At 40.6% G+C, this 23,184-nt stretch carries 16 protein-coding genes and 1 pseudogene; 12 read left to right on the forward strand and 5 right to left on the reverse strand.

Annotated elements, in window-relative coordinates; genetic code table 11:
• Window positions 1–97 precede the first annotated feature (97 nt).
• Complete coding sequence (locus AAEZ22_RS09540; protein WP_011329579.1) at window positions 98–571, reverse strand: Dps family protein; 474 nt, start codon at window positions 569–571, stop codon at window positions 98–100.
• 340 nt (window positions 572–911) lie between these two features.
• Here AAEZ22_RS09540 and AAEZ22_RS09545 point away from each other — a divergent pair, with 340 nt between their 5' ends.
• Entirely contained in the window at window positions 912–1,121 is a 210-nt protein-coding gene (locus tag AAEZ22_RS09545) for a hypothetical protein (protein WP_011329578.1), read from the forward strand.
• Here AAEZ22_RS09545 and AAEZ22_RS09550 read toward each other — a convergent pair.
• The gene (locus AAEZ22_RS09550) at window positions 1,118–1,723 is read right to left on the reverse strand and encodes a PGAP1-like alpha/beta domain-containing protein (RefSeq protein WP_197182242.1); all 606 of its coding nucleotides are present in this window, start codon (window positions 1,721–1,723) and stop codon (window positions 1,118–1,120) included. The two genes, AAEZ22_RS09545 and AAEZ22_RS09550, sit on opposite strands and share 4 nt — an antisense overlap.
• A gap of 21 nt (window positions 1,724–1,744) precedes the next feature.
• A complete protein-coding gene (locus tag AAEZ22_RS09555; RefSeq protein ID WP_058374423.1) occupies window positions 1,745–2,281 on the reverse strand; it encodes a YaeQ family protein in 537 nt (178 codons plus the stop codon).
• 139 nt (window positions 2,282–2,420) lie between these two features.
• Between AAEZ22_RS09555 and AAEZ22_RS09560 the strand changes: the two are divergent.
• The 10 genes and pseudogenes from AAEZ22_RS09560 to AAEZ22_RS09605 form a co-directional block, all read left to right on the forward strand.
• Window positions 2,421–2,573: pseudogene (locus AAEZ22_RS09560) on the forward strand (helix-turn-helix transcriptional regulator); the annotation flags it as partial.
• A 165-nt stretch (window positions 2,574–2,738) separates the two neighbouring features.
• Window positions 2,739–4,295, forward strand: a complete 1,557-nt coding sequence (locus tag AAEZ22_RS09565) for a type I restriction-modification system subunit M (protein ID WP_197182243.1) — start codon at window positions 2,739–2,741, stop codon at window positions 4,293–4,295.
• Complete coding sequence (locus AAEZ22_RS09570; protein WP_197182244.1) at window positions 4,292–5,539, forward strand: restriction endonuclease subunit S; 1,248 nt, start codon at window positions 4,292–4,294, stop codon at window positions 5,537–5,539. The genes AAEZ22_RS09565 and AAEZ22_RS09570 overlap by 4 nt, the downstream gene beginning before the upstream one ends.
• Window positions 5,540–7,186 carry an AAA family ATPase gene (locus tag AAEZ22_RS09575; protein ID WP_352297083.1) on the forward strand — a complete coding sequence of 549 codons (1,647 nt, stop codon included), beginning with the start codon at window positions 5,540–5,542 and terminating at the stop codon, window positions 7,184–7,186.
• 4 nt (window positions 7,187–7,190) lie between these two features.
• Window positions 7,191–8,231 carry a virulence RhuM family protein gene (locus AAEZ22_RS09580; RefSeq protein WP_231617961.1) on the forward strand — a complete coding sequence of 347 codons (1,041 nt, stop codon included), beginning with the start codon at window positions 7,191–7,193 and terminating at the stop codon, window positions 8,229–8,231.
• Window positions 8,228–11,341, forward strand: a complete 3,114-nt coding sequence (locus tag AAEZ22_RS09585) for an HsdR family type I site-specific deoxyribonuclease (protein WP_197182246.1) — start codon at window positions 8,228–8,230, stop codon at window positions 11,339–11,341. The genes AAEZ22_RS09580 and AAEZ22_RS09585 overlap by 4 nt, the downstream gene beginning before the upstream one ends.
• 82 nt (window positions 11,342–11,423) lie before the next feature.
• Window positions 11,424–12,491, forward strand: a complete 1,068-nt coding sequence (gene darG, locus AAEZ22_RS09590; protein WP_197182247.1) for a type II toxin-antitoxin system antitoxin DNA ADP-ribosyl glycohydrolase DarG — start codon at window positions 11,424–11,426, stop codon at window positions 12,489–12,491.
• A 264-nt stretch (window positions 12,492–12,755) separates the two neighbouring features.
• Window positions 12,756–13,370, forward strand: coding sequence for a hypothetical protein (locus tag AAEZ22_RS09595; protein ID WP_197182248.1), 615 nt, complete (start codon window positions 12,756–12,758; stop codon window positions 13,368–13,370).
• A 212-nt stretch (window positions 13,371–13,582) separates the two neighbouring features.
• Entirely contained in the window at window positions 13,583–14,536 is a 954-nt protein-coding gene (gene ylqF / locus AAEZ22_RS09600) for a ribosome biogenesis GTPase YlqF (protein WP_011329575.1), read from the forward strand.
• 449 nt (window positions 14,537–14,985) lie between these two features.
• On the forward strand, window positions 14,986–18,441 hold the full coding sequence (locus AAEZ22_RS09605; protein WP_011329574.1) for a PAS domain-containing hybrid sensor histidine kinase/response regulator: 3,456 nt from the start codon (window positions 14,986–14,988) through the stop codon (window positions 18,439–18,441).
• A 22-nt stretch (window positions 18,442–18,463) separates the two neighbouring features.
• On the opposite strand, the gene AAEZ22_RS09610 is transcribed toward AAEZ22_RS09605, so the two are convergent.
• Both AAEZ22_RS09610 and AAEZ22_RS09615 read right to left on the reverse strand, forming a co-directional pair.
• Window positions 18,464–19,126, reverse strand: coding sequence for a response regulator transcription factor (locus AAEZ22_RS09610; protein WP_011329573.1), 663 nt, complete (start codon window positions 19,124–19,126; stop codon window positions 18,464–18,466).
• Window positions 19,127–19,227: 101 nt separating this feature from the next.
• The gene (locus tag AAEZ22_RS09615; RefSeq protein ID WP_058374420.1) at window positions 19,228–21,519 is read right to left on the reverse strand and encodes a TonB-dependent receptor; all 2,292 of its coding nucleotides are present in this window, start codon (window positions 21,517–21,519) and stop codon (window positions 19,228–19,230) included.
• Window positions 21,520–21,873: 354 nt separating this feature from the next.
• Between AAEZ22_RS09615 and AAEZ22_RS09620 the strand changes: the two genes are divergently transcribed.
• A complete protein-coding gene (locus AAEZ22_RS09620) occupies window positions 21,874–23,175 on the forward strand; it encodes a GntP family permease (RefSeq protein ID WP_011329571.1) in 1,302 nt (433 codons plus the stop codon).
• The last annotated feature ends 9 nt before the right edge of the window (window positions 23,176–23,184 follow it).

Below are 23,184 nucleotides of genomic sequence, written 5' to 3' on the forward strand. Positions count from 1 at the left end.
TTAAAAAGTGCACAAATAAAAACATCGCCACTGTAAAGTAGGCGATGTTTTTATTTTATAGCTGCTTAAATACAGCGGTTAATGCATTTAACTTTTATTAATCTAAGTAAGCTTTTAACATCCAAACAAGTTTTTCTTGCTCTGAAATATAATCACTCATTAGCGCGGCTGTACCTTCGTCGTTTGCATCGGCTGCTTGGCTTAAAATTTCGCGCTGCATTTTAATCAACACACTGTAACCTGCAAGTAAGTTCTCTACTGCAGCTACACCGTCGCTAATACCTTTAGCTTCTTTAATTTTACTTACTTCTAGGTAATCTGAAAACGCATGCAGTGGCGCACCATCTAGCGTTAAAATACGCTCAGCAACTTCATCTACTTTTAAAAGCAATAAGTTATAAATTTCTTCAAACTTAATGTGTAGTTCAAAAAAGTTACGGCCTTTAATATTCCAATGAAACCCACGTGCGTTCATGTACTGAATTTGATAGCTGCTCAGTAGCGAGTTTAATGACTTAATAATGTCTTCACTTTTTGCACTGTTTAAACCAATAGCATTTACCTGTGACATAGCTTGTTCCTTAAATAACGGTTAATAACGTTAACTGCTAATGAGTATTGCCTATCATCAGCCGTTAGTAAAATAATTTAAATAGATGGGATTAATAGCTTAAATAAATCGTGTACTTACATTACTTATAAAAATAATAAATAGATCATTAATAGTAATGGGTCGGATTAATTAAAATACCACCCCTGAAGGGAAAATATATCTTCAACACTACAAATCATGATCCAAAACAAGCTTTAAACAAGTTAAGTGCGCCGCTGTCGCATTAATTGATTTAGGTCAAAAATCATTCGACTTGATAACGCATAATAAGGAGGTAGCAATCATTAGGAGAAATAAAGTGAGCACAAAAACAGCTAAACAACATAAAGCTGAATTGATCGTAACGGGTATCGCCGTGGTAGTGTTTTTAATTGGCGTAATAGCGCATTTAGCCAGTGCCAGCTTTGCTAACTTTGATACTTTTGGTTATATAGCCGCACCTATACCACTAGTATTAGGTATTATATTTTTAATTAGTTATAAAATTGCAGCAGCGGCAGAAGATTAATCGTCTTCGTTTAAGCGCTCTAAAATATAATCGAGTACTTGGCGAGAGTAAATCATACTGGTATGGCTTAAATGAAACACTTTATGTTCGGCCATACCTTTGAGCTTGGTTTCATCAAGTAATACAGTGCCATCAGAGCAACTGCCTTTAACAATAAGCGGCATAAGCCCTATGGGTAAATCACCAGCAATACTGTAAAGTTTGGCTTTAAAAGGCCAATTACCGTTTTTAGAAAGTAAAAACTCTACGCTATTTTTTAAAAAAGATTCAAACCCTTTTTGCTGCATTTTTTGCGCAATATGGCTGCCTTTATGTGGGGTGCCTAAAGTAATTACTTTTTCAACATGTTGGCTTGCAGGCGAGTTCGCCTCAAGATACGCACGAGCAACAAGCCCGCCCATAGAATGGCAAACAAAAGCCGAAGGCTGATCGCCTATAAACTCATCTATTTGCGCAAAAATAGTATCGCGATTAGGAGTGAGCGTATTGTAAGTTAGGTTTAACACTTTTACGCCAGAACTTTTTAAGCGAGAGCACAACGGGCGCATCACAAAGCCAGACATATATAAGCCGTGTAAAACAATAACCTGCTTAACCTTCATACGCCCCTCACCTTGGTGTTATCACATTAACTGCTGTGGTTTTATTTCAATATTGGTCGTGTCGGTATTAACCCACATCTCGCCATCTTGAATAGTAATAGCAAGCTTTATATTACGATCAACCAAATTGGCCAAAGCTTGGGTAACACCATAATCCAAACTAAATATACTAAGATTTTTAAAATCACGTAATTTAGGCTGCTGTTTTTGCCACCAAATAGCCTGGTTGTTTTCGCCATAAGTGTAAAGCACCACTTTTTTAGCTTTATTACAGGCTTTTTTAAGGCGCTTTTCGTCAGGTAAACCCAGCTCTATCCACAGCTCTATTTCTTCACTGTAGTTTTTATGCCACAGCTCGGGCTCATCGTCAGAACTTAATCCTTTGGTAAATTCTAAACCATCACAGCTATTGAGTGCAAAAGCGAGTAAGCGGATCATCAAACGTTGTTCGGTTTCTGAAGGATGCTGGGCCAAGGTTAAATTAAAATCTTGGTAAACGTGACGGTCCATATCGCTAAGCGACAACTGCACTTTCATAATGGTGGATTTAAGAGCCATAACTACTTATTTGAAAAAATTTGCGCCAGTATAGCGCAATTAAATGAATTGCCTGTGAAAATAGCAAGAAATTTAATGCACAGCTAATGAGCAAATATTCAACCGAAAAATCACATGTGCTTAATTAAAAGAAGAATCAAAAAAACAATCATTAGGTCGTTCAACAATTTATGAGTTTATGATTAAAGGCACATTTCCAAAGCAAATATCGCTAGGAGCTAAATCTGTAGCTTGGCTTGAGTCAGAAGTAGATGATTGGATAATGGACAGAATTGGTGAAAGGGAAGCGTAAGGATAGTAAAACTATTTATAAAGTGAAGCAGCAGATTGATAATATAGAATTTGTGGTAGTATTATTTGGATGATAAGTAAGTGAGATAAAGCCAATACGAGCTTTATCTCACTTACTAGAATATGCGGCTTAATATTAAATAACGTACTTTACGGGAATAAAGAAATGACAAGTAACCAACAACGTGCTGAGCTTCAACGACAAATATGGGCTATTGCTAACGATGTGCGAGGTTCAGTAGATGGTTGGGATTTCAAGCAGTACGTTTTGGGTACTTTATTCTATCGTTTTATCAGTGAAAACTTTGAAGTTTACATCACAGGCGGTGATGAAAGCGTGAATTATGCTGCCATGGTCGATGATGATGAAAACATTCTCGCTGCAAAAGATGATGCAGTCCGTTCGAAAGGATATTTTATCCTTCCAAGCCAGTTGTTTAGCAATGTGGTGGCCAATGCACACAAAAACGAAAATTTAAATACTGATTTGGCAGCTATTTTTGCTGCAATTGAAAACTCAGCTAATGGCTATGATTCAGAAAAAGACATCAAAGGCTTGTTTGCGGATTTTGATACCACCAGTAACCGCTTGGGTAATACGGTAGAGGCAAAAAACAAACGCTTGGCAGCTGTGTTAAAAGGTGTGGCAGGTTTAACTTTTGGTAACTTCGAAGACAACCAAATTGATTTATTCGGTGATGCTTACGAGTTCCTTATCTCCAACTACGCGGCAAATGCCGGTAAATCCGGTGGCGAATTTTTCACCCCTCAGCACGTTTCGAAATTGATCGCGCAGCTGGCCATGCACGGCCAAACCAGTGTGAATAAAATCTATGACCCTGCGGCGGGTTCGGGCTCGTTGCTGTTACAAGCTAAGAAGCACTTCGATGCGCATATCATTGAAGATGGCTTTTTTGGTCAAGAGCTAAACCACACCACCTACAACTTGGCGCGTATGAATATGTTTTTGCACAACATTAACTACGACAAGTTTAATATTCAGTTGGGTGACACTTTAACCGAACCGCACTTTTTAGACGACAAACCGTTTGATGCGATTGTCTCTAACCCGCCTTATTCAGTGAAATGGATTGGTAGCGACGACCCAACCCTAATCAACGACGACCGCTTTGCGCCCGCTGGCGTATTAGCGCCTAAATCAAAAGCCGACTTTGCTTTTGTACTCCATGCCCTCAGTTACCTATCAAGCAAAGGCCGTGCAGCGATTGTTTGCTTCCCTGGTATTTTTTACCGTGGTGGCGCAGAACAAAAAATTCGCCAGTACCTTATTGATAACAACTATGTGGAAACCGTGATTTCATTGGCACCTAACCTGTTCTTCGGCACCACCATTGCCGTGAATATCTTAGTGCTGTCTAAACACAAAACCGACACTACCACCCAGTTTATTGATGCCAGCGGCGAGGCTTACTTTAAAAAGGAAACCAATACCAACGTAATCACCAATCAGCACATTGAAGACATAATGAAAGTGTTTGCCAGCAAAGAGGATGTGGATCACTTTGCCAAATCCGTTGATTTAGATGTCATTGCAGCCAATAGCTACAACCTATCAGTGAGTAGCTATGTAGAAGTCAAAGATAATCGCGTAGTCACAAACATTACTGAACTCAATCGCGATCTAAAAACCACTGTTGCTAAAATTGATGCGCTTCGCAGTGAGATTGATGTCATTGTGGGCGAAATCGAGGGCGAAGCATGAGCCATCTGAATTTTATGGATAAGTTACTTGATGGCTATGAGGTTGAGTGGAAACCATTGGGTGAGGTAGGTGAGTTTATTAGAGGAAATGGATTGCAAAAAAAAGACTTTACTGACACTGGCTTTCCAGCAATCCATTATGGCCAAATTTATACACGGTACGGACTAGAAGCACAGAGTACTTTCGTTTATGTAACTCATGAATTAGCGAAAAAACTAAAAAAAGCCAAAAAGAATGATCTTTTGTTAGCAACAACATCAGAGAATGATGAAGATGTAGTTAAGCCGCTTGCGTGGTTAGGTGACGATGTTGCAATTTCAGGTGACATGATGCTTTACAGGCATAGTAATAACGTTAAATACTTAGCTCATTTTTTCACATCTGATTCATTTCAAGAGCAAAAACGGAAATTTATAACTGGCGCAAAAGTTCGAAGAGTGTCAAAGGACAACCTAGCAAAAATACTCATCCCCATCCCATGCCCAGATGACCTAGAAAAATCGCTGGCAATACAAGCTGAAATAGTGCGTATTCTGGACGCATTTACCGCCATGACCGCCGAGCTGACCGCCGAGCTTAACCTACGGAAAAAACAATACAACTACTACCGCGACCAGTTGTTGAGTTTTGAAGGTGGTGAAGTTGAGTGGAAGACGTTAGGTGAAGTTGCCGAGTATTCAAAGGCTCGTATTAGTCACATAGAACTAGATGACAATAATTATGTTGGTGTTGAAAGCTTGCTTCAGAATCGAGCTGGTAAAATAGACTCCACTCGTACTCCAGATAGTGGAAATCTTACACAATACAATCCAGGTGACATCTTAATAGGGAATATACGCCCTTATTTGAAGAAAATTTGGCATGCAGATCGAGTTGGCGGCACGAATGGTGATGTTCTTGTTGTTCATCCTACTGATAAAACTATAAATCCACGATATTTGTATCAAGTGTTGGCTGATGATAAGTTTTTTGAATACAACATGCAGCATGCGAAAGGTGCAAAAATGCCACGAGGAAATAAGCTAAAAATTATGGAGTATTTGGTTCCAGTACCATTTGCTAGCAATAAAGAGAAATCGCTTTCTGAGCAAGAACGCATCGTTACTATTCTCGATAAATTCGACGCACTAACTAGCTCTATTACCGAAGGTCTCCCACGCGAAATCGAGTTACGCCAAAAGCAATACGAATATTATCGTGACCTGTTGTTGAGCTTCCCTGAACCTATGGAGGAACCAGCGTAAATGAGCGGTCAAATGTACAACCTGATCATGGCAAGCGTGCCTAGCTTTTACTCAGGCGATCAAGGGGAATTCACGATTCCGAAAGACAGGTTTCTTGAATACACGGAAGCCGCTATCAAAGGGCAATTTCAATCATTAGATCAGGATGCAATAAATAAGCTCAAGAATCTGCCAACCATGTTTGCGGTCGAGAATGAAGCTGTTGATGCAAGAATTGGGGAAATTACCGATATTAAAGTTAATTCTAATAATTTACGCATTAAGTATAGATTTGGCAAAGACTACTACCCTTTAACCAGAGGGCTTCTAAAGGAGAAACAACAAAAATTAGATATCGATGATTTTGAGTTTCACCGGGGGCATTGGGCCGTTAAGAAATGTGATATTTCTGAATTTTATGGGGAGTATTTAAAATCACTTGCAGGGATTGCTCATAAATTAAAGAATACTGATAAAAAAGTGCAGTTAATCTATGCCTTTAATGGCACAGGTAAGACGCGTTTATCCCGTGAATTTAAAGAGATTATCGCGCCAAAGGAAGATGGGCTTGATGATCTTGATGGTGCAGAGCAAGCGCCACTGTCGCGCCACAAGATTTTGTATTACAACGCGTTTACGGAAGACTTGTTTTACTGGGATAACGACTTAGATGCTGATTCAGAGCCGAAGTTAAAAATCCAACCCAATACGTTTACCGATTGGATCATAAGAGATCGTGGACAAGATCAAAACATTATTACCAACTTTCAGCGCTATACCAATAATAAGTTAACGCCTCAGTTTATTGAGCAAACAAAACAAATATCTGAGAATGGTCGAAGAGTTAATATTAGTACCTTTCCGGAAGTTAAATTTACCTATGAGCGTGGAACAGAACATACCCCGCCGATTAAAATATCCAAAGGTGAAGAAAGTAACTTCGTGTGGAGTGTTTTTTTTACGCTACTTGAAGAAGTTATGGAGATCTTAAAAGAGCCTGATATAGATAAACGTGAAGATGACTATTTTAATGAACTTGAGTATGTTTTTATCGATGATCCGGTAAGCTCTTTAGATGATAACCACTTAATTGAATTAGCCGTTAATTTGGCAAGCCTTATAAAATCAAGTGAGTGTAATATTAAGTTCGTAATTACCACTCATAACCCGCTTTTTTATAATGTGCTATCTAATGAGTTTAATAATAAATGGTGTAAAAATCCTGAAGCTCAGCCGCGTGTTTGGAACTATAAGCCAAACCAATGCCAGAAATATCGTTTAAATAAAAATATCGAAGAGAAGTTTGATTTAATTGAACTTGGTGTGAAAACGCCGTTTTCATATCATTTGCACTTATTGTCGGAGATAAGAAAAGCCATTAATGATAATCAAGTTAAAAAGTATCACTTTAATTTTATAAGAAATATTTTAGAGAAAACCGCTACGTTTTTAGGGCACGATAAATGGGAAAGCCTTCTTCCCAAAGTCGCTGATAATTCTTTCGACTCATATGCCAATCGAATTCTACAGTTATCTAGCCATTCTGCACATGCAGGTGAAGAGACTGGAGAGGTTGAGGAAAATGATAAAGTAAAACTAGAAGAACTTGTTAATTTTTTAAGCAGTGAATATGGCTTTTTGAAACTGGAGGCTGAAGGTGACCAATAAGAATTTGACCATACAAGACCAAACCTCTGAATTTTTACTCTACACAGCACCTAGTGGCGAAGTTAAAGTGGAAGTGCTACTTAGTGGTGAAACCATTTGGTTGACGCAAGAACGTATTGCAGAGCTGTTTGGCGTGCAGCGACCGGCGATTACCAAACATTTAAAAAATATTTTTGAAAGCGGTGAATTACAAGAGCAACTGGTATGTTCCATTTTGGAACATACCACTGCACATGGCGCGATAGCTGACAAGACCCAAACCAAAGCGGTGAAATACTACAACCTAGATGCCGTTATTTCCGTTGGCTATCGGGTTAACTCAACTCAAGCTACACAGTTTAGGATTTGGGCAACACAGCTGATTAAAGACTACATCATCAAAGGCTTTGCCATGGATGATGAACGCCTTAAAAATGGCCGTTTTTTTGGTAAAGATTATTTTAAAGAGTTGCTGGAACGAGTGCGCTCTATTCGCACCAGTGAGCGACGTATTTATCAGCAAATCACCGATATTTTTGCTGAATGCAGTATTGATTACGATCCTAAATCAGAAACTACGCGTTTGTTTTACGCCCACGTGCAAGACAAGTTTCACTTTGCTATTACCGGCCATACTGCGGCTGAAATTATTGCACTTAAAGCCGATGCCAGTCAGCCATTAATGGGTATGACAACTTATAAAAATGCACCTGAGGGGCGGATACTTAAATCAGATACGACCATCGCGAAAAACTATCTGGCAGAAGATGAAATTAAAAAGCTCGAACGCGCTGTGTCAGCATTTTTTGATTACATAGAAGGTATTATTGAACGCCGTAATACTTTTACCATGGAAGCCTTCGCTGAAAGTGTGAATAAGTTTTTGGCATTTAACGAATACCAAGTATTAGAAGGCTATGGCAATGTAACCCGCAAGGCGGCTGAGCAAAAAGCCCATGAAGCTTATGAGCAATTTAACAAACAACAAAAAATAGAATCTGACTTTGACCGCGAAGTTAAAAAGCTACTTGGGCATGGAAGTAAGAAAAAGGATGTAAACGAATGACGACTTATAAAACGGTGGCAGAATCCAATAATTTTATTGTTTTAGATAAATACACTAAAGACTGGCAAGTTAATGAAAACTTTCAGAGCGAAGGTGATTTAGAGCGTGAGCTGATTCAGGACCTAAGCAACCAGGGCTATGAGTATTTACCTGCGCTAACGACACCCAATGCCATGCTGGTGAATGTGCGCAAACAACTACAAGCCCTGAATAAGGTTGAGTTTACCGATGCTGAATGGGTTCGCTTTTGTGATCAATACTTGAACACACCCAGCGACAATATTTTCGACAAAACCCGCAAGGTGCACAGTGACTATATCTTCGATTTTGTTTTTGATGATGGCCATATAGAAAACATCTACCTGTTCGACAAGAAGACCATTGCGCGTAACAAAGTGCAGGTGATTAAGCAGTTTGAACAAACGGGGAGCCATGCAAACCGTTATGATGTGACGATTTTGGTCAATGGTTTGCCTTTGGTGCAAATCGAACTGAAAAAGCGTGGTGTGGCGATCCGCGAAGCATTTAATCAAATACATAGGTACAGTAAAGAGAGTTTTAATGCAGAGAATTCACTGTACAAGTTCTTGCAGCTTTTTGTGATCTCCAATGGCACCGACACGCGCTATTTTGCCAATACCACTAAGCGAGACAAAAACAGCTTCGACTTTACGATGAACTGGGCGAAGTCAGACAATACACTGATTAAGGATTTGAAAGATTTCACGGCTACTTTTTTCCAGAAAGAGACGTTGCTTGAAGTGCTCTTACATTACTCGGTGTTTGATGTTAGCAATACCTTGCTCGTGATGCGCCCCTATCAGATTGCGGCCACCGAACGTATTTTATGGAAGATAAAAAGTGCATTTAACAGTAAAAGTTGGGCTAAGCCTGAAAGCGGCGGGTATATTTGGCATACCACAGGTTCAGGCAAAACCCTCACCAGCTTTAAAGCCGCGCGTTTAGCCACCGATTTAGACTGTATTGATAAGGTCTTTTTTGTGGTTGACCGTAAAGATCTCGATTTTCAAACCATGAAAGAATATCAGCGATTCTCGCCTGATAGTGTGAACGGTTCAGACAGTACCGCAGGGCTTAAAAGCAACTTAGATAAAGACGATAACAAGATCGTTGTTACGACAATTCAAAAGCTCAACAATTTAATAAAGAATGAGAGCGATTTAGCGATATACAACAAGCAAGTGGTATTTATTTTTGATGAGTGCCATCGAAGTCAGTTCGGTGAGGCACAGAAAAACCTGAAGAAGAAATTCAAAAAGTACTACCAGTTTGGCTTTACGGGTACGCCCATTTTTCCTGAAAATGCCTTGGGTGCAGAAACAACGGGCGACGTGTTTGGTCAGCAGTTGCACACTTATGTGATCACTGATGCCATTCGTGATGAGAAAGTACTTAAGTTTAAAGTGGACTATAACGATGTTCGCCCACAATTTAAGAGTATTGAGACTGAACAGGATGATAAGAAGCTCAGTGCCGCGGAGAACAAGCAGGCATTTTTGCATCCGATGCGCATTCGTGAAATCTCGCAGTATATTCTGAGCCATTTTAACCAGAAAACGCATCGAGCCTATTCTGGCGCGAAAGGGTTTAACGCCATGTTTGCGGTAAGTAGTGTTGATGCGGCTAAAGCGTATTATGAAAGCTTTAAAACATTGCAGGCCCAGGATGAGAATGGACCCACAAGTAAGCCTTTACGCATTGCTACTATCTTCTCATTTGCTGCTAATGAAGAGCAGGACGCCATTGGTGATATTTTAGATGAGAGCTTTGAAGTAAGTAGCCTAAACAGCAGTGCGAAAGAGTTTTTGAGCGCCGCGATCACTGATTATAACGCCATGTTTAAATCCAACTATGGCGTGGACAGTAATGGCTTTCAGAACTATTACCGCGACCTTGCCCAACGAGTTAAGAACCAGGAAATAGACTTGCTCATCGTGGTGGGTATGTTTTTAACGGGCTTTGATGCGCCTACGCTCAACACTTTGTTTGTTGATAAGAATTTGCGCTATCACGGCTTGATGCAGGCGTTTTCTCGCACTAACCGCATTTATGATGCGACTAAGACCTTTGGCAATATTGTTACCTTTCGGGACTTGGAACAGGCAACCATTGATGCCATCACCTTGTTTGGTGACAAAAACACCAAAAATGTGGTGTTGGAGAAGAGCTACAAAGAATACATGGAAGGCTTCTACGATATTGTTAACAAACAAGCGCGTCGAGGTTTTGTTGATATCGTAAAAGAGCTGCAAGAACGCTTTCCAAACCCAGAAAACATTGAAAAAGAACAAGATAAAAAAGAATTTGCAAAGCTGTTTGGTGAATACCTAAAAGCAGAAAATATTTTACAAAACTACGATGAGTTTGCTGGTTTAAAAGCGCTGCAAAGCCTAGATACCAATGATGAACAAGCAGTTGAAGAGTTTAAGTCAAAGTACTATCTGGACGATGCTGATATCGAGGCAATGCAAACCATCGATATGCCTAGCGAGCGTTCTATCCAAGATTATCGTTCTACTTACAACGATACCCGTGACTGGTTACGACGCGATAAAGAAGGCCAGGACAAAGATAAGTCAACGGTAGACTGGGACGATGTGGTATTTGAAATTGATTTGCTTAAATCTCAAGAAATCAACCTCGACTACATTCTAGAACTGATTTTTGACCACAATAAGAAGAACAAGAGCAAAGGTGGCTTGATTGAAGAAGTCCGCCGTATGATTCGCGGTAGCCTTGGAAATAGAGCTAAAGAGAGCTTAGTAGTTGATTTTATTAACCAGACAAACCTTGATGAGATCAATGACAAAGCCAGCATCATCGACGCCTTCTTCAAGTTTGCTCAGGCGGAGCAGAAGCGCGAAGCCGATACCATTATCGCCTCTGAAAAGCTAAATGAAGAAGCTGCCAAACGCTACATTGCCTCATCACTTAAGCGAGAGTATGCCTCTGAAAATGGCACTGCACTTAATGAAGCGCTACCAAAGCTTAGCCCATTGAATCCACAGTACCGAACCCAGAAGCAAACAGTTTTTCAGAAAATCGCCGCTTTTGTTGAGAAGTTTAAAGGTGTGGGTGGGCAGCTCTAGGGGTGTAGCGGAAATGTTTACAGGATTGCACAACATAAACCTGAGGTCGTAGTTAGGCCGCAGTGGTACTACTGAGGTTAAGATGATTACTTATCAAACAGGCAATATATTACATGATCAAGCTGATGCTATTATCAATACAGTTAACACTGTAGGGGTAATGGGTAAAGGGCTTGCTTTGCAGTTTAAAAAGGCCTTTCCTGATAACTTTAAGATATACAAAAAAGCCTGTGATGATAAAGAGCTAATAACAGGTGAGGTGTTAACAGTTGAGCTTAACTCTATTAATGCACCATTTTATATTATTAACTTCCCCACTAAAGCGCATTGGAAAGGTAGTTCTAAGCTTGAATATATAGAGCAAGGGCTTAACAGCTTAAAAGCTGAGGTAAAACGATTAGGTCTTAAATCAGTTGCTTTACCAGCACTGGGAAGTGGCTTAGGTGGCTTAGATTGGAATGCTGTCGATTCACTAATACAGCGTTCTTTAAATGAATTGCCAGACGTTGAGTGGCATGTATATCCACCACAAAATGCACCAACTGCCCAGGCGATGCCTAATAAAACTAAAAGACCCGATATGACACTCGGTAGAGCTGCCGTTTTAGGTTTGATAGAACGTTATACCTCTACAGGGTTTGGTTATCGCTTATCGCTACTAGAAGTGCAAAAGCTGGTTTATTTTTTAACAGCGGCGGGTGAGCCTTTAAATAAAGTGGTATTTCAAAAGCATCATTATGGTCCTAATGCTGATGTACTTCGCCATGTGTTAGATAAAATGGAAGGCCACTTTATTACCGGCTATGCAGATGGCATAAACAAGCCAGATACGCCAATTGAGCTTAAAGATGATGCGGCTATCGAAGCAATTAACTATTTGCAAGCATGCCCTGAAACAAAGCAACGATTTGATAAAGTCGCCAGGCTAATAGAAGGTTTTGAGTCGCAAAACGGTATGGAGTTACTTTCAACTGTGCATTGGGTTGCAACGAATGAGCTAGAGGGCAATAACATTACTGATGAAGAGCTTATTAATACAGTACATAGCTGGAATGCTAGAAAGTCGCAAATGAAGCCCACCCATATCCTTGCTGCTTGGAACAAGCTCAAACAAGAAGACTGGCTAAATTTAAAAGCACAAACAGCTTAAAACGAATCTAAAGGGAAGCTTGGGGTTTCCTTTTTATGCCGTATTTTTGCTTCAGGTAATCCTCGTTAATATAATTGTGATTAAAACGTTTACCTATCGCATCTACCTGCTTGTTTTTATAAAAGCCGATCACAATTAAATAAGTATAAAGCATTGTTTTCATAATAAAATCTAGTAATCCTATCCTATTTTGGTAAACTGAAATTCTACAAACATGGATGTATAAGTTGTTAATACTCCAAACTTAAAATTAATGGACTTAAAATGAACGAAGAAAATAATTCAGTAGTAGAATCAAATACAGTAGAACCTAAAGCGATTGACCCTAAAGAATCCCCGTTTAAATTTATTCAAGAGCACCCAGATCGCTTTTTGTGGGCATTATGTGTAGTTCCTATTTTAGGCCTAGTAATTGAGTTGGCCTTATCTATACCGTTAATGTATAGCTTTTTCATTTATTTAGGTCTCAATGTTGGTTTCTCTATTCTCGATGAAAAAGAATTAAAAAAGACTGACCGAATCGCCCCTGCACATTGGATGGTTCTAGTTGTGCCAATATATATTTGGCAGAGAGTTAAGCTCAACAAACAAGACAAGAAAGCATTTTTCGCTTGGGTTATTGCATTTATATTTTCAACATTTATAACAGAAATGATTAATGATAACGCAATAGAAGAGCAAGCCTGTCAGTTAGTGACCGAAATCTATCAAGAGCAGTTTTACCAAAAATCAAGCGAATGTATAGCTGTAACGCTAGATGAAGAAGTTAAAAGTGGCTTCTATAAAGGTACTGCTGTTATGAATAATGGAGTGGATGTGTATATTACAGTAGATATACGCAAGGATGATGAAATATATGTCCAGATACCAAACCAATAAATCCTATAAATAAGAAAGGCGCCACTAGGCGCCTTTCTTATTTATAGGGAATAATGTCATATTCCGTGCCTAATTTATTTTAAGAAGAATTAAAGTACCATTGTGTAGTAAACTTACTCTCATTACGAAAAGTACAAAAGCATAGTTTTACTTTTAGTACCCACATTAGTACCCATAGGCTGCGGTCTTTAATTAAAGGTCATATAAATCAAATGAGTAGAGCAGGAATACAGTGGTTCCCTGGGCACATGAATAAAGCCCGCAACGAAATTAAAGAAATAATGCCGCAAATGGATGTGATTATTGAGGTGCTTGATGCGCGCATTCCTTATAGTAGCGAAAACCCTATGGTGGCGACGCTGCGTGAAGGTAAACCGGTAATTAAAATTTTGAATAAAGCCGATTTAGCCGATCCAAAAATGACTCAAATATGGAAAGATTACTTTGAGCAAGAAAACGGCGTAAAAGCAATTGCTTTTGGTAATGATAAAGCGGCTGAAGTACACCGTATTAATGAGCTGTGTAAAAAGTTAGTGCCTCACAAGGTGGGTGCCGATAAGCAAATTAAAGCCATGATTATGGGTATTCCTAACGTGGGGAAATCTACGTTAATTAATGTGTTAGCTGGGCGTATAGTTGCTAAAACAGGTAACGAACCTGCGGTAACTAAAGCGCAGCAACGTATTAAGCTTGAAGACGGCATTATGCTTTACGATACGCCGGGTATGCTATGGCCAAAAGTTGAAAATGAAAACTCGGGTTACCGCTTAGGCGCAACTGGCGCAATACGCGATACAGCACTTGAGTATGAAGAAGTGGCGAGCTACACAGCTGAGTATTTAATAAAGGCGTACCCTGAGCTACTAAAAACACGCTACAAAATAGATGAACTACCAGAGAGTGACTGGGAGTTTGTTGAATTAGCGGGTAAAAAGCGTGGTTGTATTCGTGGTGGTAACCAAATAGACACTTACAAAATGTCGGAAATTTTAATTAACGAACTACGCGATGGCATTATTGGCCGCATTACTATGGAAACCCCACAAATGCGTGAGGAGGAAGAGATAATGGTTGCTGGTTTACGTGCGGCTGCGGCGGCTAAAAAGCAAGCCAAAGAAGACGAAAAGTTACAACGCCGAGCGCGAGCGCGTAAAAATCGTCGTTAATAATTAACCTGAATTTAGATAACTGAAAGTAATTTAATAGCTAAATTACAGACATAAAAAAAGCCCGTAAGGGCTTTTTTAGTTTCATATCTACCGTCACCGATATGAGCAATGTAGCAAGTAAAATAGTAGGGCGGTTACTCGTTATCAACATCAAGGGGCGTTGTGTTGAATTTACAAGTAACCATAGCAGTTAACGTGCGCTACACGTTGTTCCAGGGTCGAGAAACAAATCAGTTTATTTCGTAACAAGTTAGGATGTACTTCCTTCTTGTTGATAGTGATTATCAATTAGATTTAGGTGTGTGTCAACACTCAAATGCAAATAGTTCTTATTTATTTTTATCGAGTATGTTTTGAATTGTTAGCACTAAAGTGGGTGCTGCTTTTTTCTGCAAAAACACATATGCTAGTTAAATAATTATAAAAATAATTAAAAGAATAAAACTATGTTTTCTATTTGGTCGATTAGCTTAATTGCCGTGGTGTATTTAGGCATATTGTTTGCTGTTGCAGGGTGGGCCGATAAGCGTAAGGTTTTACCTTTTAAAGGCTTAACTTATGGTTTGTCGTTAGGGGTTTATTGTACCTCGTGGGCTTTTTTTGGCACTACCGCACAGGCTGCAAGTAATGGCTGGTGGCTCGCCCCTACTTATGCGGGCACTATTATATTATTTATTTTTGGTTGGCAGCTATATTGCCGCATTGCGCATATTTGTCGGCAACAAAAACTTACCTCAATGGCCGACTTTATAGCCACTCGGTATGGACAATCATCGAGTTTGTCGGGTTTGGTGTCGCTTATTTCGGTGATTGCAATTGTGCCGTATATTTCTTTGCAGCTTAGTGCTACGGCGCAAAGTATTAACTTGCTTACCGACCGAGCACCCACGCAAAGTAATGCAGTGTGGGCCGACAGTACTTTTTATATCACCTTGCTTTTAGCTTTATTTGCTATTTTATTTGGTGCTAGGCGGTTACGCCCAAGCGAGCATAACCCAGGGCTTATCGCCAGTATTGCGTTTGAGTCGGTGGTAAAGTTACTGGCATTTATTACAGTGGGTTTATATGTTTGCTTTGCACTATTTGATAACCCAGTCGCCTTATACGAAAAAGCCTATGAGCTTAAACTACCCACCCAAGTTACCGCTACGCAAAGCCCTGTTTATGTATATGTTGCGCACACCTTACTAGGGCTTTTAGCTACGTTATGTTTGCCGCGTCAGTTTCATATGAGCTTTATTGAAAACAATAACGACAATGAACTGGCCAAAGCGCGGTGGATATTTCCACTTTATTTGCTACTAATTAATTTATTTATTTTACCTATAGCTTACGCCGGCTTGGTTTACTTTAATGGCAATGATATTGGCCACGATTCTTTTGTATTAGCATTGCCTATGGCGGCAAACAATACCCTGGTAACGTTATTGGCATTTTTAGGTGGGTTTTCGGCAGCAACCAGCATGGTGATTGTATCGTCGATTGTATTATCGGTAATGATCACTAATGATTTTATTAATCAGTTTATTTTACGTCGCTCGCAGCTTACCTCAAGTAGCCGTGGGTTAGATAAAAACAACTTATTACATGCGCGCAAAATTGTTATTGTACTCATTTTACTACTTAGTTACTTTACTCACCGAGTACTTGGAGAAACCAGCACTTTAGCCACAGTGGGCTTAATGTCGTTTACTTTAGTGGCGCAGTTTGCACCTGCCATGATAATTGGTTTGTGGTGGCGACATGCCTCTTGCAGAGGCGCGCAACTGGGTATTTTAACCGGCTTTGTTATTTGGGGTTATACCTTACTATTACCAAACTTGGCCAGTGGCCTGGGGAGCCAAAGTAGTTGGCTAACAGAAGGGCCATGGCAAATAGCTTGGCTGGCGCCTACCGATTTATTGTCGCTTGGTTTGGAGAGTATTAGCCAAGCGTTATTGCTATCTTTAGGTGCAAATTGCTTAGTGTATTTATTAATGCCCTTTTTTAGCCAAGCCACTCTTGCTGAGCGATTACAAAGTAATAAATTTATTGCACAACCCCATGATTCGCGCCTAGACACTACATTGCATCCGTTGAGTTATCATGACCTGGGGGCTTTATTGCAGCGTTTTGCTGAAAAAGAGGCCAGCCAATCGTTAGTTAATCATTATTTTCCAGATGATAAAAGCCAATGGAAAAGCCCGGCTAAAGCCGAGTTAGAGTTATTGGTAGAGCGTGAAATGTCGGCAGTAATAGGCGGTGCATCGGCACGGCTTATTTTAGACGTAGCTAAAAATGAGCAACGCCAACCATTAGAGCAAGTGGCCGAATTTGTAGATGAGGCCAGCCAAGTACTTAAATTTAACCGCGATCTTTTACAATCTACAATTGAAAACATTCAACAAGGTATAAGTGTGGTAGATAGTGAATTGCGTTTAGTGGCGTGGAATAAAGGCTATAAACGTATGTTTACTTACCCAGACGATGCTTTATATATTGGCCGCCCAGTAGCCGATATTATTCGCTTTAATGCGCTGCGAGGGTTATTTAATAGCGGTAATATTGCCATTGAAATAGATAAGCGCTTAGCGTATTTAAAGCAAGGCAGTGCTTATAAGTTTCAGCGTTCGCACAGCGATGGCCGAGTGTTCGAAATGCAAGGCAACCCACTGCCCGGTGGTGGCTTTGTAACTACTTATACCGATATTACCGAGTTTGTAAAACAACAAAAAGCACTAACGCTAGCCAATGTAAGCCTAGAGGAAAAAGTAGCAACTCGTACCGCAGCATTAACGCAAGCTAACCAAGAGTTATCGCAGGCAAAACAAGTAGCCGAGCAAGCTACTGTGAGCAAAACCCGCTTTTTTGCGGCGGCCAGCCATGACTTATTGCAACCATTTAATGCCGCCAGCTTGTTTTGTTCTTTAATGAACGAAAAAGCACAAAGCTCTGAGCTAAAAGCGCTAGCACTCAATATTAAAAACTCATTAGGCAGTGCAGAAGAACTGCTTAGCAGTATTTTAGAATTAACCAAGTTAGATTCTGGCTCATTTAAAGTGCAGGCCAGCGAGTTTGATGTTAGTAGTTTAATTGAGCCGCTACGCAACGATTATTCGGCATTAGCAGCAGAAAAAGGCCTTAAATTTATTGTAAAGCAATGCGATGTACGCATACATACAGATAAAGCACTGTTGCGGCGGGTATTACGTAATTTACTTAGTAATGCCATACGCTATACTGAGCGCGGCGAGGTACGCTTAAAAGTGTTGCTTGAAGATGACAGCCATGTGTCGTTTGTTATTGAAGATACCGGTGTGGGGATTGCCGCAAGCGATCAGCAAAGTATTTATCAAGAGTTTAAACAGCTGGGCGAAAAGCCCAATGCCGAGGGCCTAGGGTTAGGACTGTCGATCACTAAGCGTATTTGCGACTTACTGCAAATACCTTTGGTTATGGGTTCTGAGCTAGGTAAAGGAACGCAATTTACGCTCACCATGGCATGCACAGTAAGTAAAGCGGTACAACCTACTCAGCGGGTAATGCTTAACCCCGATACCGAACTAGGTCGCTTGCGTATTTGGCTGCTTGATAACGATAAAAATGTGCTTGATGCACTTAAGCAACTACTGCAAAACTGGGGCTGCGAAATAGCCACGGCAACTAATTTAGCTGAGCTTGAGCAATTAAAAGCAAGCGCTGCATTACCACAACTACTTATTATTGATTATCAGCTCGATGATGGTGTAACCGGGCTTGAGGTGCTTAATAAGGCGCTGCTTACTAACTTGCCGGTAATTGTAAATACAGCAAATCATGATGAAAGCATACGTGAGCAAGTGCTTGATGCAGGTTATCCGCTATTGTATAAACCGCTAAAAGCACCGGCATTAAAGCGTATGATTAAGCGACTAACCAAGTAAGTTAACGTGTAGTGTTTGTGGGCTAGTTTACTTCTAACTTACCGACTTGCGATAGCTGGTTAAATAAAATGCCAGCTTGGGTGCGGTTATAAACGTTGAGTTTGCGTAAAATAGCAGAAACATGCTGCTTAATAGTGGTTTCTTGAATCGACATTTCAAAAGCTATTTGCTTATTCAGTAAACCGTCGGCAATCATGGCAAGTACGCGGTATTGTTGCGGGGTAAGCTTTTCGAGATTTAGGGCAAAGCTGCTTTGCTCGTCATTAACAACTACGTCGGTTAAATCAATATCTGCGGGCAGCCAAGTGTCGCCATTGAGTACATGGCCAATAGCTTCGCCTATTATATCGAGCGATGATGATTTAGGAATATAACCTGCGGCACCTAAGCTCATAGCTTGTTTTATAATGCTGGGAGTTTCGTTGGCAGAAACCATAATTACTAAAATGTCGGGGTAATGATTACGTAGTTGCGATAGCGCTTGTAGGCCATTAGCACCGGGAATGGTTAAATCTAAAAATATAAGTTCTATTTCTGGGTGTATTTTGAGTAAGGCAAACAGTCCGTCTATGTCGCTGGTTTCTTGTATATGTTCTTCAGGAACGCAGGTTGCGGCTGCTTGGCGTAATGCACTTCTAAACAACGGGTGGTCGTCGGCAATTATGGTATTCACAGCAAAAGACATTCCAAATATTCTCCAATACATTTAGTTATAAGTGATTTTGCACAGTGAAACAAGGTTTGTCTGTTGGGGATAACACAGACAAACCTTTCACATAATAAAGACTAGAAGCGGTAGCCAACAGTTAACGACACAGTACGTGGGTCGCCAAAGTAGCCAATTAAGGTATTATCACCACCTAAACCAGGCTGGTATTTGCTTACATTCGTTGGATCACTCGGATCGGGTGCTACAAACTGGTAACCGCCAATCATGTATTCTTCATTGGTGAGGTTTTTACCATATACACCAGCGGTCCAATGGCCGTCGGCGCTGTACCAAGTAACGCCTAGATTAAGCAGTCCGTACGCGTCTTGAGTTAGTAGGCTGTCTTCTTCAAATAAGGCGTAATCACCACGGTGGTAGTAATTACCATTAACTACAAAGTCGCCCATATCTGTGTACATGCGGTACGTAGCGCCTAAGTTAAAGGTTAAGTCTGGCGTGTTTGATACGCTAAAGCGATCAGATTTATCAAAGGCTGCGCCGGTATTTGGGTCAAAATCAATTACGTTATCAAAGCTACTGTCTATATAACCAATTGAGGCATTAAAGCTTAGTGACTCAGTAGCAACATAGTTAAGCTCTATTTCTACGCCATCTGATGTTGATTCACCAATATTACCTAAACGTTGGTTTAGGTCAGATCCGCTGTCGCCTGGGAGTACCGAAATATACTGGCGGTCTTTATGATCAAGGGTAAACAAGGTTATGTTTGCGCGTAAGTTATTATTCCATTCGCTTTTCATACCAAATTCAAATGAATCAACAACTTCTGGCTTTGCTGCTGGTTCAGGCGTGGTGGCTCTTGGGTTAAATGTACCCGACTTAAAGCCTTGGGCGTAACTGGCAAAAAACATAATATCGTTACTGTATTGGTACTCAACGCCCGCTCTTGGGGTAAAGCGCGACCAATCTTCGCTATCATCTAGTACGGTAGGTACTAGTTGTCCTTCTGGGCGAACATAACCTGGGATCCAGCCCGACTCAGGGTAAACAGTGTCGAATATGAGGCCATTATTTACAATCGCTTCTTTGCTGTCTTTGGTATAACGCGCGCCTAGGGTCATTGACCATTTGTTATCAAAGTCGTAAGAGCCTTGAATATAAGCGGCTTTACTTGTTGAGTTACTACAACCACTTACTTCACGAGTTAAACCTGGTAAGTTTAAAGATTTACCAAATTCTTCGAGTATGGCTTCAAACTGGCCACACGACTCGCCATCGTAGTAATACAAGCCCGACACTAATTTATAGTTATCGCCTTGATGATTTAGTTGTATTTCGTGAGTGGTTTGCTCATCTTCATATATAGCGGGTACATCAAAAATACGCTTTGAGGTGTTATCAAAGTCGATATTGGTTGGCGAGTAACCATCTCGGCTGGCGCCAACATATTTAATGCTTGTGCTGTCACTCATATCCCAACGTGCGGTAAAACTATAACCTTCAAGCTCTACTTCGTTCCAGGTAGGTAAGCTGGTGTAAGAGTCGTATACGCTGTCGGGTACTGGAGCGTCAGTGAGTATACTAGGTAGTAAACGATAGCCGCCTTTTGAGTTTGAGGTGTCTTTGGTTTTATCCCAAGCAAGTTTAAAAAACAAGTCATCTGTTGGCGTGTATTCTAGGGTAACGCGGGCTGCGGTTACGTCTTTGTTGTAGTTTTCACGATCTTGATTGGTTAAATCTGAGGTTAAAAACTCACCAAAACCATCGCGGTTTAAAGTAGCAAAACCAAAGCCAACATAGAGCTTTTCATCAATAAGCGGTAGTTGCCCGGTAACTTTTAGATCTTTTTGACCATAACTACCTACCGTGCCTTTAATGTTAAGGGTTGCATCGCCATCCATTTCTTTGGTGACGTATTTAATTGCGCCGCCAATAGTGTTTTTACCATATAGCGTGCCTTGCGGGCCGCGTAGTACTTCAATTTGTTGCACGTCGAGCAGGTCAAGTACCGCGCCTTGTGGACGCGCTATGTATACGTCATCTATATAAATACCTACACCGGCTTCGTATCCCCATAGCGGATCTTGTTGGCCTACACCCCTAATAAATGCAGTAATAGTTGAGTTAGTACCACGGCTAGATTGCAGTGTAGTGTTAGGCGAAAATTGTTGTACTTCGGTCATTACACTAATACCGTTTTCAGCCAGCTCTTGTGCGCCAATAGAGGTTACTGCTACCGGTACTTCTTGTAAGTTTTCTACCGTTTTACGCGCCGTTACTTCAATGCGCTCTAGCTCGCCTTTGTTAACTTGGTTAGTTTGTTGTTCTGCTGCATAACTATTTGCACCGATCAGCGCCAATGACACAGCGAGTGTAACGGGTGCGACTTTTTTATTGAGCTTTATCATGTTGATTACCTTTTATTGTTGTGATTAATGCCAACGGAATAAATACCAGCTATTTATTTGCCTATACCTAAGTGCCGTTGTTTAAGCCTCGCCATCGCTAACGACTAAGATTGCTGCAGACCTTTACTCATTGCTCATGTCACCTGTTAACTACTTTAGAAGATTGTTACAAAAAATGAATTAGTACCATAGTGCTATACCTAGGTTAAACCCATATATAACAATGCCTGCAAGCCTAAATATAACTATGTAGTACCATAGTGCTATGTATTTAATTACAAATAAGCAACAATATAATTAACATTACTGCGATGTCACCTCATCTTTGTAATAACAATAACTTTAGGAAAGCTTATGCTGAGCATGATAGGGCTAGTAGGTGGTTTAATACTGCTGATTATTTTAACTTTGCGCGGGGTAAATTTATTTATAGCCGCACCGCTATGCGCGTTACTTGTAGCACTGAGTAGCGACATGGCAATTTTTCCTGTCACGGCCGATATTAATTTTATAAATGCTTATATGGATGGTTTTGCTAGTTTTTTAAGTGCATGGTTTTTTATGTTCTTGCTGGGATCACTATTTGGTAAGTTTATGGAAGACACCGGCGCTGCCGATAGTGTGGCCAGTTATATAGTTGGCAAATTAGGTATGAAACATGCTGTTTTAGCAATAGTGATAGCGTGTGCGGTATTAACCTATGGTGGTGTTAGTTTATTTGTGGTGGCTTTTTCGGTGTACCCGATGGCGCTTAGCTTATTTAAAGACGCAAACCTGCCACGGCGCTTTATTCCGGCCACGCTGGCTTTTGGTTCGGTTACTTTTACTATGACCTCGGCAGGATCGCCCGAAATTCAAAATTGGATCCCAATAAAATATTTAGGCACCTCCCCCTATGCCGCATGGGAAGTAAGCCTAGTGGTGGCTATTTTTATGGCGACATTTGGCTATTATTGGCTCAATAAAATGATAAAAAAAGCGCTTGCCAATGGTGAGCATTTTGAAGAGCGCGATGACGATCCAAGCGTGGTTGATCGTAAAAGGCCACACCCTATTACTGGGCTTATTCCGCTATTAGTGGTGCTGCTATTGTCATTCACTTTACATGATACATTACAACAAACCGCGCTTATTATTGCCCTACTAGGTGGCGTGCTGAGTATTATGGTAATTAACTTTAAGTACTTTCATGATCTGGCTGGCGCTGTAAATGTAGGAACAACCGGGGCATTAGTGGCAATAGGAAATACAGCCGCGGTGGTTGGGTTTGGTGCAGTTGCCAAAGTGTCACCAGCATTTACTGCCGCGGTTGAAGTAATGACCCATATGCCAGGTAATGAGCTAGTAGGCGCGGCCGTAGCGGTAAGTGTAATAGCGGGGCTAACGGGTTCTGCCTCAGGAGGGCAAGTTATTGCATTACCACTGGTTGCTCCAGGATATATAGATATGGGGGTTAACCCAGAGCAACTACACCGCGTGGTAGCTATTAGTTCAGGTGCGCTAGATACCTTGCCGCACAATGGTTATGTAGTTACTTTGATCCGCGCTATTTGTAAAGAAACACATCAGCGTGCTTATTGGTCTATGGCTGCGTTAACAACCGTAGTACCGCTAATTGGGGTTGCATTAGCAATTGGCTTATTTATTTTCTTTTAAGGGATAACA

It is taken from the genome of Pseudoalteromonas sp. 20-MNA-CIBAN-0454, assembly GCF_040308685.1.
GTDB classification, from domain to species: Bacteria; Pseudomonadota; Gammaproteobacteria; order Enterobacterales; family Alteromonadaceae; genus Pseudoalteromonas; species Pseudoalteromonas nigrifaciens.